Below are 12,773 nucleotides of genomic sequence, written 5' to 3' on the forward strand. Positions count from 1 at the left end.
TTGCCAAAAAGAAAAAGCCCTTTGTCAAAGACAAAGAGATTTTGTGAGTGATTTTCTAGTTTTCTTCTTCGACAAAGCGGCCCAAGATATGGACATTGTCTGAGACTGAGACAAAGGCGTGGGGGTCTGTTTTTTGCATGATTTGCTTGAATTCTGCATATTCAGCCCGCGTGATGATGGTGATGAGCACGGCTTTTTGCTCATGATTGTAGGTGCCTTCAGCACCGTGAATCATGGTCGCTCCACGATGAAGCCGAGTATGGATTTTCTTAATCACTTGCTCGGGGTGATTGGTGATAATCATGGCCTGCATCCGCTTTTGCTTGGTAAAGACCGCATCTGTCACACGGCTAGAGACAAAAATCGTAATCATGGAGTAAAGGGCGTATTTCCAGCCAAAGGTCACCCCTGCAATCAGCATGATGGTGCCATTGACCAAGAGAGAGATACTGCCGACATTTTTTCCCGTACGCTTGCGAATGGTCAAGCTCACGATGTCTGTCCCGCCACTCGAGATATTGGAACGCAGGGCAAAGCCAATCCCAGCACCCAAGACCACACCCCCAAAAAGGGCATTGATAATCGGGTCATTGGTCAAGGTCACCTCTGGCACCAGCTGGATGAAGAAGGAACTCATCGAAACCGTGATAAAGGTAAAAATGGTAAACTTGTGGCCAATCTGGTACCAAGCCAGCACCATCAAGGGCAGATTGATGAGGTAAAAGGTCACAGAGACGGGCAGATTGACCCCTAAAAAGCGGCTGCTGAGCGCTGAGATAATCTGGGATAGACCCGTCGCCCCACTGGCATAGACATGCCCAGGTTGAAAGAAGAAATTGACCGCCACTGCGGATAAAAAACCGTAGAGGATGGAAGCCGAAATCTTCTCATCATATTTCTCTTTCGAGATGCTCTGGAGGACACGAAAGAGCTTAAACCGCCGTGTTCTTCGGCGCACTAGATAGCGAAAACGCCTGTATAATTTACTTTTCTTCATGGCTTTCTACATGTAGAGACAATTCGTCTAATTGTTTGGCAGATACAGGGCTTGGTGCCTGTGTCATTGGGTCTGAAGCCTTATTATTCTTAGGAAAGGCGATGACTTCACGGATATTTTCTTCGCCAGCAAGGAGCATGACAAAGCGGTCCAAACCAAGGGCTAGGCCTCCATGTGGTGGAAAACCGTAGTCCATGGCTTCTAGCAGGAAGCCAAATTGCTCATGGGCTTCTTCGTTTGAAAAGCCAAGAGCTTTAAACATCCGCTCTTGCAGGTCTTTTTGGTTAATCCGCAGGCTTCCCCCACCGAGCTCATAGCCATTTAGCACGATGTCGTAGGCAATGGCACGGACCTTACTCAAATCGCCTTCAAGCTCATGGCTGGTTTCTGCTTGTGGCAAAGTAAATGGATGGTGGGCACTCATATAGCGGCTTTCTTCCTCAGACCATTCAAACATTGGCCAGTCGACAACCCAAAGGAAGTGAAAGGCTTCTGTATCAATCAAGTCTAATTCTTTAGCAATTCGTAAACGAAGAGCACCGAGCGTCGCATGGGCAACCTCTGGCGTATCGGCCACAAAGAGCACCAAGTCATTTTCAGCCAAGTCCAAAGCCTCTGTCAAGCTGTCTGACACAGCTGTTAGGAATTTCGCCACAGGGCCATTGAGACTGCCTTCTGTGTATTTGACCCATGCAAGGCCTTTGGCTCCATACTGCTTAGCCTGCTCTGTCATCTTGTCGATGTCCTTGCGAGAATAGCGGTCCGCAGCATTTTTGACAACGATGGCTTTCACGACCGATGCTTCCGCAAAGACTTTGAAGTCCAAGCCACGCACCAAGGCTGTCACATCTTGCAACAACATCTCAAACCGCGTATCTGGCTTGTCACTGCCGTAGAGATTCATCGCGTCATCGTACTTCATCCGAGGGAAAGGTAGGCTCACTTCGATGCCCTTAGTATCCTTCATCACCTTGGCAATCAAGCCCTCAACGATGTCTTGAATTTCTTGCTCATCTAGGAAAGACGTTTCCAAATCGACCTGTGTAAACTCAGGCTGACGATCTCCGCGTAAGTCCTCATCACGGAAACATTTGACGATTTGGTAGTAGCGGTCAAAACCAGCATTCATCAAGAGCTGCTTGGTGATTTGCGGACTTTGCGGAAGTGCATAGAAATGCCCTTCGTGAACCCGACTTGGCACCAAATAATCCCGTGCCCCTTCTGGCGTTGACTTAGACAGAAACGGGGTTTCCACATCGATAAACTCTAAAGCATCCAAATAATTGCGGATGCTGTGGGTCACTTTCGCCCGCAATTTGAGATTGTCCAGCATCTCTGGACGACGCAGGTCCAAATAACGGTAGCGAAGGCGTGTATCATCGCTGATTTCCACCCCATCCTTGATTTCAAACGGCGTTGTTTTCGCTGTGTTCAGCACTGTGATGGCTGTCACATGCAATTCCACCTGACCAGTCGGCAACTTATCATTGGCTTGCTCACGCTGGGCTACAAGACCAGTCACCTCAAGGACATACTCACTACGCAAGCTCTCGGCTGTCTCCATGACACTGGCAGAAGCACTCTCTGGATTGATAACCAGCTGCATGATCCCTTCACGGTCACGAAGGTCAATGAAAATCAAGCCTCCCAAGTCACGACGGCGAGCAACCCATCCTTTCAAGGTAATTTCTTGACCGACATGTTCCGCCCGAACACGCCCCGCATACATTGAACGTTTCATTCTTTTTTCTCCAAACTTTTATTTCTTCTCTCTATTTTACCATAAAAAATACCCAAAAGGAGCCGTCATTCTCTAAATTCTTGCAATCTATTTTGAAAGCAGTATAATGGAGAAAAATGCAAAGGAGGCTCTCGATGCACACAAAATCTTGGCAAAAATATCTCGTTTTACTTCTGATTTGGATCCTTGCGAGACGGATTTGGTTCGCCCTTAGTCATGGAGATGTTTTGTTTGATTGGCTAGGCGATTGGGCCATTCCTATGATTGCAGGGGTGAGCTATGGACTTTACAAACTCATCCAAAGCAAAAAAGGAACGAGGTAATCCCTCTCGTTCCTCTTGTCAGCCTGTGATAAACTTCAATCAGCGTTATCTAGTCGTAAAATAGGAGCTAATCACCGTGTTTTAGCTTCTAATGCATGTATGGATAAAGGGGCTGGGCAAAAACTAGCTTCGAAATAAAACCACACAGTGATTTCACACTTGAAAGCAATCAAGAAGTGAGAATGACAGTGTGGTTTTTGATTTTTAGTGATTATAGAAGCCAAGTTCTTGGCAGTAGGAGTGTTTCCTACTCTTTTTTGTCCTCTTCTGGACGCAGCAATTCCAACATATAGCCGCCCACAAAGCGAACAAGGCCCGCTACCAAGCCTAAGAGCGGTGCCAAATAGACATAGAAAAAATCACCGCGGATGATCCAACACAAGACCCCAATCAAGATAAATAGAACGAGCGCTTGGAGCACAGCTGCAAAAATTACCTGTTTCATCGTTTCCTCCATTTTCCCTATTATACCGATTTCCCACAAAAAAAGCCACCAGATTGGGTGACTTTTATGGGAGATTATTATGAAAAAGTTTAGGATTCTATCAAATAAAGTTAGGAGGTCTTTACTTGATGGTCTTATTATAGCGGTGCTAGCTTAAAATTTCCTTAAGCTTTTGTTGGGGAAAAAAACTTTTTTATCTAAGCATCTTTGAAGGCTGGATAGTAGCTCTGACAGGGCTGTTTCTTGGCACTTGTAGGAGTAAATCAGCTATTTTTAGAATCTGTATTCATACCATCACAAGTTCCTTAAAATAAGATAAATTTGCGAAAATTTCACAAATTTATCTTTCTAGGATGTTGAACAGTCAGTATCACAGAGGTCGCTTTGGTGAAATGCTCACACATTAATCGTTTTTTAAAGCATTATGACATGGTGAATACAGGTTTTTAGTTTATTTTTTCAAAGATTTCTTTAAAATTCCCTGTTAGTTCAGCGAGGCTCACCGTGATTTCTTCGCGTGTTTGATTGTTTTTAACCGTCACTTGACCTTGCTCGACCTCGCTGTCGCCAAGGGCGATAACTGTCTTCGCGTTGAGCTGATCAGCTGACTTGAACTGAGCCTTGAGTTTTCGACCTAAGTAATCTCGTTCCACCTTAAAGCCTTGATTGCGGAGGGCTTGGGTGATTTCCAAAGCCTTACCGTTCACTTCTTGCCCCAAAACAGCGATATACACATCCAGTCCTTGTGCCACAGGTAGTTCAACCCCTTGCTTGTCAAGAACGAGGAGCAAACGCTCCATTCCCATGCCAAAGCCAAAACCTGGTGTTGCCGGGCCGTCAAAATACTCGACCAAGCCATCATAGCGACCACCCGCACAGATGGTCAACTCACTGCCTGATACCTCCGTGATAAATTCAAAAATGGTGTGGTTGTAGTAGTCCAAGCCACGAACCATATTGGTATCAATAACGTAGGCAATTCCAAGACTATCAAGCATGGCACGCACGCTATCAAAATGTGCCTGACTTTCCTCATCCAAATAATCCAAGATTGACGGTGCATTCTCAACTGCTGCCTTATCCTCTTTTTCCTTGCTATCTAGCACACGCAGCGGATTTTCCTCCAAACGGCGTTGGCTATCTTTTGACAAGGTCTCCTTCAACGGCGTTAAATAATCAATCAAGGCCTTGCGGTAAGCAGCACGGCTAGCACTATTTCCCAAGGTATTCAAGTGCAGTGTAATGTTTTGAATGCCGATTTCCTTGAAGAATTGTGCCGCCATGGCAATGGTTTCCACATCTGTTGCAGGGTTGCTAGAGCCAAAGCACTCCACCCCAATCTGGTGAAATTCACGCAAGCGTCCTGCCTGTGGACGCTCATAGCGAAACATAGAGCCCATGTAGTACAATTTCACCGGTTTTTGGACTTCTGGTGCAAAAAGTTTATTTTCCACATACGAGCGGACGACTGGGGCTGTTCCTTCTGGCCGAAGCGTGATATGGCGGTCACCCTTGTCATAGAAATCATACATTTCCTTGCTGACGATGTCCGTCGTATCTCCGACCGAACGGCTAATCACCTCATAATGCTCGAAAATCGGCGTGCGAATTTCTTGGTAATTGTACTTGCCAAAGGTCTTACGGGCAAATGCTTCTACATACTGCCACTTGGCAGATTCTTTTGGTAAAATATCTTGGGTTCCTTTAGGTTTTTGTAATTTCATCCGTTTTTATCCTTTTCAGAGTGTCATTGTCCCTATTTTATCATATTTCAAGGAACAAGAAAAGCTAGAGTTTAGATTTCATTGACAGACGATTAACCATTTTGCTATAATAGAATTGTTCGAAAACTTGACGAATTACTGTTAAGCCGAGCAGGATAGCTGAGTTTTAATCTGCTCTTGTTTTAACTTCCAAACAAATCTAAGAACCTGTGTTCACCGTGTCATAATGCTTTAAAAGACAATCTGTGATAATACTGGCTTTTCAACATCCTAGGAAGCTAAAATTGTGAAATGTTCACAAATTCTTCTTATGTTAATCAAAATCTAACTAAATAGCGAAATCGCAGATAGAACTAGAGGTTACGCTGGGGAGTGGGACAAAAGTGTCCAGCCTCAATCCCTTTATAGATTTAACAATTTGACGCAGTAGTTGTCGGATTTTAAAACATTGATCAATCAACATTCTACAAATCGCGTCAACCTTGCGGGGGTGGGAGTAACCTAATCGAGTGGCTTCGTTTAGCCCGAACTTAGAAAGAAGTGAGGATAATCGATTTCTACGAAATCACGATTTTTATCTCACTCCCTTATTTCCAACCTTCAACAGTCCGCTGGACTGTTAAAGCAAGGTGAGTTAACGACACCTAGATTTTGATTTTTGACGAGTATGAAAGAGCCTATGATGGTGTGAATACAGGTTCTAATAAAACAAAACTCCGCAGGAGGCATACTATGGACACCTATTTTCTGGCTAGACCGAGCGAGAGCGATCTCCCTCTACTGGAGAGGTTCAGGCAAGAATTTTTCAACAGCAAACAGCACCTCAATGGAGGAGCTCGCTTGGCAGACATGCAAGATTTATCCGCTTGGCTCGCTCACATTCGCCAGCAAGAAAAGCAAGCAAAACCAAATCGGGCTCCTTCTACGACCCTTGTCTTCAAGCGGCAAGGGCAAGCCAAAATCATCGGCATTGTCAATATCCGCCATCATATAGAGCTGGATTATTTGAGAGATGTTACGGGTCATATCGGTTACTCGATTGCACCGAGCGAGCAAGGTCAGGGGCTTGCAAAACGTCAACTGGCTCAGGCACTAGAGGTTTGTAAAGACATGGGACTAGACAGGGTTTTAGTCACTTGTGCGACCTGGAATACTGCCTCTCGTAAAACCATTCTAGCCCAGCCTCATTGCCACTTTGACGATAAACGACTGGCCCCCGATGGAGATACCATGGAACGTTACTGGATTGATTTGCCCAAAGACTAGAGATTTTACCTAGATTTTTTGATGATAATACGCTTTCACGCAAAAATGTCTTGCAAAAATGTCAGAATTATGAGAAAATAACACCAATTTAGCTCATAGGAGGGGATAGAATGAGAGACGATATTCAGATAAATGACCGAGCTCTTCAGCTAAAAGACCAGCTGATTGAACGATTGGAGCGGATTTACGACCCTGATGTGGAGCTTGATATCTATAACTTGGGCTTGCTCTACGAGATTTCCCTTGATGAAACGGGCCATTGCAAGGTTGTTATGACCTTTACCGATACGGCTTGTGAGTGTGCAGAGACTATCCCGATTGAGATTGTAGACTCGCTCAAGCAGATTGAAGGCATTGAGAGTGTCACGGTTGAGATTACCTGGTCGCCTGCTTGGAAAATCACCCGCATTAGCCGTTTTGGCCGCATCGCCTTAGGCATTAGTCCCAGATAAAGGAAAACGAGGTTGGACACTAGAATTCCACCTCGTTTTATTATATACTCATCCAAAATCACAGGTAGCGAACCATCTGATACTCTCCAAAAATCTGACAAGGAAACGGAGCCGCAGCTAGAACTAGAGCCCAGCAAGGTATAACGACACTATTTTTGATTTTTGACGAGTATAAGAAGTCGTAAATATGCTGACTTTTATGTGCATCAAGTGTTATCTCTTCCCTGTTTCTTCTGGTTTCCAGAAGTCTGTGACTGCTCCTTTAGAAGAAGAAGAGACAATATGAGCATATTTCCCGAGCACTCCACGGCTGTAAAGCGGTGGTAGTACTGTTTCTGCCTTGCGTTTTTCCAATTCTTCCTCAGACACACGCATGGTTAATTCTTTCGTATCCTGATCCACCACGACAATATCGCCATCACGAAGATAGGCAATTGGACCACCATCTTGAGCTTCTGGTGCGATGTGCCCGACAACCAAGCCATAAGTTCCACCAGAGAAGCGACCATCTGTCAAGAGAGCGACAGACTCCCCTTGCCCTTTTCCGACAAGGATAGAGGAGAGAGAAAGCATTTCTGGCATTCCCGGACCACCTTTTGGTCCCACATAGCGGACGACTACGACATCCCCGTCTACCACTTCGTCGCGAAGAACAGCATTTACAGCGTCTTCTTCAGTATTAAAGACCTTAGCTGGTCCTTCATGCCGACGGACATTTACCCCTGAAACTTTGGCAACCGCTCCATCAGGTGCCAAGTTCCCATGAAGCACGATAAGAGGACCGTCTGCACGTTTTGGATGTTCAAGTGGCATAATGACTTTCTGGCCTGGTGTCAAATCTGGTGCGTCTGCTAAGTTTTCTGCCAAGGTCTTTCCTGTACAGGTCAAGCAATCGCCGTGCAAGAAACCACGCTCGTACAAGTATTTCATAACTGCTTGCACACCGCCGACATTGTACAAATCTTGGAAAACATATTTTCCAGATGGTTTCAAATCAGCCAAATGCGGGACTTTCTCTTGGAAATCATTGAAGTCATCCAAGGTCAATTCTACATTTGCTGCATGGGCAATGGCTAGCAAGTGCAAAATCGCATTGGTCGATCCACCGAGTGCCATGACCACTGTAATGGCATTTTCAAAGGCCTTACGAGTCATGATATCCTTTGGATAAATGCCCTTTTCTAACAACTTCACAACGGCACGACCCGCTTCTTCGACATCCCGAGCCTTTTCAGGAGACTCCGCTGGGTGAGAAGAAGAACCAGGCAAACTCATCCCCATAGCTTCAATCGCAGAAGCCATGGTATTAGCTGTGTACATACCCCCACAGCCTCCAGGGCCAGGGCAGGCATTGCATTCCCTGGCATAGACCTCTTCTTCAGTCATGTCCCCGTGATTCCATTTTCCAACGGATTCAAAGACGGACACGAGGTCAATATCTTGACCATCCAGATTTCCCGGTGCAATAGTTCCCCCATAGACAAAAATGGCAGGAATATCCGTATTGGCAATGGCAATCATGGAGCCGGGCATATTCTTATCACAGCCTCCAATAGCGACCAAGGCATCACAGTTATGACCACTGATCGCTGCTTCAATCGAGTCTGCGATAATATCTCTGGAAGGCAGAGAAAAGCGCATTCCAGGTGTCCCCATGGCAATTCCATCTGCCACGGTAATGGTTCCAAACTGAACAGGCCAAGCCCCTTGCGATTGAACACCCTTTTTAGCCAATTTTCCAAAATCATGGAGGTGGATATTACAAGGTGTATTTTCCGCCCAAGTCGAAATCACCCCGACAATCGGTTTTTCAAAATTTTCATCTGTCATTCCTGTCGCTCGTAACATCGCACGGTTAGGGGATTTGACCATCCCTTGGTAGATGTTACTGCGGATTCGAATGTCTTTTTTCTCTGTCATCAGGCTTTCCTCCCAAGAATCATTCAAGTCTCTTTATTATACCATATTTTTATCGTTTATAGGGAGATTTCTGGTTAAATTTTTTGAATATTCTGATTAAAATTGTCAGATAATAACAGATTTTCGCCAAAAACGAAAAAAATTTGTCAAGTAACTTTACTTTACAAAAGAAATGTGATATTCTATTACAGTTGGCGAAAGCCAAATGAATAGGATAGTCTTTCTATTTTCAGTTAGTGCGAGGCAATGCATCGCAGGCATAACTGGAGTTAAGCAAGATGCACTAATGACGTAATAAGTGAAAATAGACGGACTATGAAACTAAAACGAGCCTGGCTCGTCCATTACAACGGAGGATAGAAAGAAATGGCAGTACCTGCACGTCGCACATCAAAAGCGAAGAAAAACAAACGTCGTACGCACTACAAATTGACAGCTCCATCTGTCCAATTTGACGCAACTACTGGAGATTACTCACGTTCTCACCGTGTATCTTTGAAAGGATACTACAAAGGACGTAAAATCGCTAAAGCTGCAGCAGCTGAATAATAGAAGGGAGATACCATGCGCGTAAATATTACACTTGAACACAAAGAATCTGGTGAACGCTTGTACCTTACTTCTAAAAACAAACGTAACACTCCAGACCGTCTTCAATTGAAAAAATACTCACCAAAATTGCGTAAACACGTAATTTTCACTGAGGTTAAGTAAGGGTTTCATTACACGTCAATAGACGTCAAAATATTGATTTCATATGATTTTTGAAATTTTTTGAATTTCACTATATTACAGTAGAAATCAATAGAAACTCTACCTTTTAGATAAAAATATTGAAACGGATAACGATTAAACCGCTCTTACGAGTGGTTTTTTGTATACCACTAATTCCAATGCTTGCATTATTTTCTAAAAATGCTACAATAGCAGTAGAAAAGGAGTTGGTTTGCCGACCAACTCCCATGTAGAACCGTTAAAAAAACGGTGGCTTCATATATTAGATTATAATCTCGTCTACTTAGCCAAAAGTGGGGACGGGATTATTTTTTATCTCGAAGCAGAATTAAGGCAATCACAAATGTTAGTAGGCTGATGATAAAACCACCAAAACCTAACATTACTTGCAATGCTTCCGCAACTGACAAGATGCTACTCCTTTCTAAGTGGATTTGCGTACTTACATTCATAAGCACCACCCCTTTCAAAATTTGTAGCCACCGTCTTCACTTTTCTACAGAATCTATTATATCATAAATTACAACTAACTCTTTTATCCTCATTCTCCAGAGATTGTTGGAATAGTTTGTTCTTTCCAACGATTGCTGAGAATATAAAAGCAACTCCCGAATATGTACTGACCCCCAAAAGTTGGACAATAAATTATTGCAAGGATTTAGTTCTGTACTGGACAAGGCTAAGTCCTTTTAATTTTACTTTAATGCGTTTGTTATTGTATGTGTCTCTTATTCCTACAAAACAAAAAAAGCAAGTCCAAAACTTGCTTAATGACCATTTACGTCATATATATATGAGATATAGTGGTAAAATATCCAATTTTCTTACGGTTAAATTCAATCTCATCAAAACAAGAACTATCTGCTCTCTCACTTGTTAAGTAGCGAGCAACCAATTTCAAGGTAAGAATGACTTGATTGTGTTTATTTGTCTACTATCATCAGTCGCCAGTCGCTCCTCACGGCTAATAAGATACCAATTAGAACGAATTTGCCTGTACTCAATAGCATTTTTTACAAAGTCCAACCAATACTCTTCAAACTCCGTCTCTCTCTTTTTCATTGTATCTAGTATTTTTTGATGATACTCCTGACATTTTTCAAATGACAACGTTCCTTTTTCATCTAGAAATGTTTGATAAGAAAACATAGCGTCCCCTTTTTACTATTTCATATAGATTACGATAAATATTTAAAAACCCAATGGATAACTCAATGAGTTCTCATATCCGTTGTTTCTTTAATCTCCATGCGATAGCCGCTGAACCTAAAAGACAAACAAGTGGTGTGATAATAGAACCTGTAAGACCTCCCTCTCCTCCGCTGATTAAAGGAACATCTTTTGAAATAATAATATTAATTAAAAAATTATCCTGCCATTTGGGACTGATATTAATGAAATATACCATAATATTCCATATCACATGTCCCCAAGCGGCATTCCAGATAGAATCAGAACTTTCAGTAATGTATGCAAAGAGAATGGCTATGGCTACTGCACTAAAGAAAAACTGAGAGAATGTGGTAATTGTCCAGTTTGCATTGTCGTTTGGTAAGTGCACCAACGCAAAGATAATCGCTGTCCCAAAAGCAGCCCACCAAACTGACAGTTTTTGACGAAAAAGTGGATATATTAAAGCATGAAATATCACTTCTTCCGTTACGGAACCAAGAAAACCAGTATAAATAATTCCACCGACGAAAGTTTCAACAAATGGGAAGTTCGTGCCAATAGCTCCTAATTTACCTCCAAGTAAAATTGCAATGATAGCTGTTACAATAAGTGGTAGCAAAGTGACCAATACAACCCATTTCCAGTTAAAACTGACTCTTTTTAACCCATAAGCAGACGGATTATCTTTTAGAAAATATCGGATAATCAGATATGCTATTAATATAACAGAAATATTAACGAACGGCACAAAAACAAGAACACCTAAATTTTGATTATACTCAAATAATGGTACAAGCGGAAAACCTAGAATGATTTGCGTAGAAAATAATCCCAAAAGTCCGAGTAATGTAGCCGCAATAATTTTTCCCCATGATTGTTCTTTCATAAAATTCCTCTAATAAAAAATATTCAAAATATTTTCCATTTTACACCAATTATCACAAAAGTGTCAAGTTTTCTGAAATTTTTTGAATCAATCATCAAAAGTACCAAATCTCATTATCTTTTGATCAGACTGCCTATGAAATTCTCTGTAAAACAGGGGCTCCTAATCATTTTCTTTTATAAAAGCCCTTACATTTTCTGGATTTTTTTGGTATAATCTTATATTGTGATAAACTTCTCAATTAGGAAATGGTAGAAAGATAGGAAACCGTATGGCAGGACAAGATCAAGCATTGATGTACACAATCGATAAAAGTATCAAGAAAAAGGCTGACTTGATTGAAAGCAACTATTGGGCGTATGCCCTTCGATCGATTTTTGCGAGTGTCTATCTGGCACTTGGGATTGCCATTGCGCTCTACACAGCAGACAAGCTCGAGCATGTGGCAGCAGGACTCGGGAAATTTAGCTACGGTCTCATGTTTGGCTGGGGGCTCCTTATGATTCTTTATATGAATGCCGAACTCGGTACATCAAATATGATGTATATGACGGTGGCAATGGCGCGCAAGGTTATTCCAACCAAAACAGCCCTGAAAATTCTAGCAACCTGTATTTTCTTTAATTTCGTTGGAGCGGTCTGCATCACCTTGCTGCTCTCGCAAACAGCTCCTTTTTCTCTTGGGCATGTGGCACCTGATAGCTATCTTATCCAAGGAACCGTTGCTAAGATTGCTAAAAGTCCACTGACGCAGTTTATCGAAGGAATTTTTGCCAATGCAGTGGTCAATATTGCCGTCTTTGTCTTTCTAAAAATGAAAGACGATGCTGGAAAGGCGATTGCCGTCATTTTCATCATTTTTATCTTTGCTTTCCTCGGCTTTGAGCACGTCATTGCCAACTTCTCAACCTTCTCCCTTGCCTTCTTTTCTAATGGTGGGCCTGTCGAAGGAATGACTGCCTTTTCTGTCCTTTCCAATTTCCTCTTCTCAGGACTGGGGAACTTTGTTGGAGGTGGCCTACTGATAGGTTTCCTATACCATTGGCTCAATCAGCAGTCAACGATTTATATCGATTAAATAACATCCTTCTCTTTTCGCAAGAGGAGGATT

At 42.7% G+C, this 12,773-nt stretch carries 14 protein-coding genes and 1 pseudogene; 6 read left to right on the top strand and 9 right to left on the bottom strand.

Features of this window, described 5'->3' with window-relative positions:
• Nucleotides 1-55: 55 nt before the first annotated feature.
• Together BFM96_RS03300 and aspS are read right to left on the bottom strand one after the other, a co-directional pair.
• Nucleotides 56-997 (bottom strand): YitT family protein, encoded by a 942-nt coding sequence (locus tag BFM96_RS03300; protein WP_068990272.1) that lies wholly within the window; start codon nt 995-997, stop codon nt 56-58.
• On the bottom strand, nt 984-2,738 hold the full coding sequence (gene aspS / locus BFM96_RS03305; RefSeq protein ID WP_068990274.1) for an aspartate--tRNA ligase: 1,755 nt from the start codon (nt 2,736-2,738) through the stop codon (nt 984-986). Before aspS ends, BFM96_RS03300 begins: the two co-directional genes overlap by 14 nt.
• 134 nt (nt 2,739-2,872) lie before the next feature.
• On the opposite strand from aspS, the gene BFM96_RS03310 reads away from it, so the two are divergent.
• Nucleotides 2,873-3,061: a hypothetical protein gene (locus BFM96_RS03310; protein WP_068990277.1), complete on the top strand. Its 189-nt coding sequence runs from the start codon at nt 2,873-2,875 to the stop codon at nt 3,059-3,061.
• A gap of 247 nt (nt 3,062-3,308) precedes the next feature.
• On the opposite strand, the gene BFM96_RS03315 is transcribed toward BFM96_RS03310, so the two are convergent.
• Nucleotides 3,309-3,506, bottom strand: a complete 198-nt coding sequence (locus tag BFM96_RS03315; protein WP_068990280.1) for a hypothetical protein — start codon at nt 3,504-3,506, stop codon at nt 3,309-3,311.
• 446 nt (nt 3,507-3,952) lie between these two features.
• Complete coding sequence (gene hisS, locus BFM96_RS03320) at nt 3,953-5,230, bottom strand: histidine--tRNA ligase (RefSeq protein ID WP_068990283.1); 1,278 nt, start codon at nt 5,228-5,230, stop codon at nt 3,953-3,955.
• A gap of 732 nt (nt 5,231-5,962) precedes the next feature.
• Here hisS and BFM96_RS03325 point away from each other — a divergent pair.
• Both BFM96_RS03325 and BFM96_RS03330 read left to right on the top strand, forming a co-directional pair.
• Complete coding sequence (locus BFM96_RS03325; protein ID WP_068990286.1) at nt 5,963-6,496, top strand: GNAT family N-acetyltransferase; 534 nt, start codon at nt 5,963-5,965, stop codon at nt 6,494-6,496.
• Between the two features lie 110 nt (nt 6,497-6,606).
• Complete coding sequence (locus BFM96_RS03330; protein ID WP_068990289.1) at nt 6,607-6,948, top strand: metal-sulfur cluster assembly factor; 342 nt, start codon at nt 6,607-6,609, stop codon at nt 6,946-6,948.
• Nucleotides 6,949-7,161: 213 nt separating this feature from the next.
• On the opposite strand, the gene ilvD is transcribed toward BFM96_RS03330, so the two are convergent.
• Nucleotides 7,162-8,868 (bottom strand): dihydroxy-acid dehydratase, encoded by a 1,707-nt coding sequence (gene ilvD, locus BFM96_RS03335; protein WP_068990292.1) that lies wholly within the window; start codon nt 8,866-8,868, stop codon nt 7,162-7,164.
• Between the two features lie 366 nt (nt 8,869-9,234).
• On the opposite strand from ilvD, the gene rpmF reads away from it, so the two are divergent.
• Both rpmF and rpmG read left to right on the top strand, forming a co-directional pair.
• The gene (rpmF, locus tag BFM96_RS03340; RefSeq protein ID WP_068990295.1) at nt 9,235-9,417 is read left to right on the top strand and encodes a 50S ribosomal protein L32; all 183 of its coding nucleotides are present in this window, start codon (nt 9,235-9,237) and stop codon (nt 9,415-9,417) included.
• Nucleotides 9,418-9,432: 15 nt separating this feature from the next.
• A complete protein-coding gene (gene rpmG / locus BFM96_RS03345) occupies nt 9,433-9,582 on the top strand; it encodes a 50S ribosomal protein L33 (RefSeq protein ID WP_002262412.1) in 150 nt (49 codons plus the stop codon).
• Nucleotides 9,583-9,908: 326 nt separating this feature from the next.
• Here rpmG and BFM96_RS10790 read toward each other — a convergent pair whose 3' ends face one another.
• The 4 genes and pseudogenes from BFM96_RS10790 to BFM96_RS03355 all read right to left on the bottom strand — a co-directional run bounded on the left by BFM96_RS10790 (nt 9,909) and on the right by BFM96_RS03355 (nt 11,662).
• Nucleotides 9,909-10,055, bottom strand: a complete 147-nt coding sequence (locus BFM96_RS10790; protein WP_083201737.1) for a putative holin-like toxin — start codon at nt 10,053-10,055, stop codon at nt 9,909-9,911.
• Nucleotides 10,056-10,248: 193 nt separating this feature from the next.
• A pseudogene (locus BFM96_RS11065) lies at nt 10,249-10,329 on the bottom strand (IS3 family transposase); the annotation flags it as partial.
• A gap of 171 nt (nt 10,330-10,500) precedes the next feature.
• Entirely contained in the window at nt 10,501-10,752 is a 252-nt protein-coding gene (locus tag BFM96_RS03350; RefSeq protein WP_083201738.1) for a hypothetical protein, read from the bottom strand.
• A gap of 73 nt (nt 10,753-10,825) precedes the next feature.
• A complete protein-coding gene (locus tag BFM96_RS03355) occupies nt 10,826-11,662 on the bottom strand; it encodes a CPBP family intramembrane glutamic endopeptidase (protein WP_068990299.1) in 837 nt (278 codons plus the stop codon).
• Between the two features lie 271 nt (nt 11,663-11,933).
• Here BFM96_RS03355 and BFM96_RS03360 point away from each other — a divergent pair, with 271 nt between their 5' ends.
• On the top strand, nt 11,934-12,740 hold the full coding sequence (locus BFM96_RS03360) for a formate/nitrite transporter family protein (RefSeq protein ID WP_068990302.1): 807 nt from the start codon (nt 11,934-11,936) through the stop codon (nt 12,738-12,740).
• Nucleotides 12,741-12,773: the final 33 nt, after the last annotated feature.

It is taken from the genome of Streptococcus himalayensis (assembly GCF_001708305.1).
GTDB classification, from domain to species: Bacteria; Bacillota; Bacilli; order Lactobacillales; family Streptococcaceae; genus Streptococcus; species Streptococcus himalayensis.

Coding starts and splice junctions, on each gene's coding strand:
- rpmG (WP_002262412.1), top strand. CDS start 9,433: ATGCGCGTAAATATTACACTTGAACACAAAGAATCTGGTGAACGCTTG.
- BFM96_RS03350 (WP_083201738.1), bottom strand. CDS start 10,752: ATGTTTTCTTATCAAACATTTCTAGATGAAAAAGGAACGTTGTCATTT.
- rpmF (WP_068990295.1), top strand. CDS start 9,235: ATGGCAGTACCTGCACGTCGCACATCAAAAGCGAAGAAAAACAAACGT.
- aspS (WP_068990274.1), bottom strand. CDS start 2,738: ATGAAACGTTCAATGTATGCGGGGCGTGTTCGGGCGGAACATGTCGGT.
- BFM96_RS03300 (WP_068990272.1), bottom strand. CDS start 997: ATGAAGAAAAGTAAATTATACAGGCGTTTTCGCTATCTAGTGCGCCGA.
- BFM96_RS03360 (WP_068990302.1), top strand. CDS start 11,934: ATGGCAGGACAAGATCAAGCATTGATGTACACAATCGATAAAAGTATC.
- BFM96_RS10790 (WP_083201737.1), bottom strand. CDS start 10,055: ATGAATGTAAGTACGCAAATCCACTTAGAAAGGAGTAGCATCTTGTCA.
- BFM96_RS03330 (WP_068990289.1), top strand. CDS start 6,607: ATGAGAGACGATATTCAGATAAATGACCGAGCTCTTCAGCTAAAAGAC.
- BFM96_RS03315 (WP_068990280.1), bottom strand. CDS start 3,506: ATGAAACAGGTAATTTTTGCAGCTGTGCTCCAAGCGCTCGTTCTATTT.
- BFM96_RS03355 (WP_068990299.1), bottom strand. CDS start 11,662: ATGAAAGAACAATCATGGGGAAAAATTATTGCGGCTACATTACTCGGA.
- BFM96_RS03310 (WP_068990277.1), top strand. CDS start 2,873: ATGCACACAAAATCTTGGCAAAAATATCTCGTTTTACTTCTGATTTGG.
- ilvD (WP_068990292.1), bottom strand. CDS start 8,868: ATGACAGAGAAAAAAGACATTCGAATCCGCAGTAACATCTACCAAGGG.
- hisS (WP_068990283.1), bottom strand. CDS start 5,230: ATGAAATTACAAAAACCTAAAGGAACCCAAGATATTTTACCAAAAGAA.
- BFM96_RS03325 (WP_068990286.1), top strand. CDS start 5,963: ATGGACACCTATTTTCTGGCTAGACCGAGCGAGAGCGATCTCCCTCTA.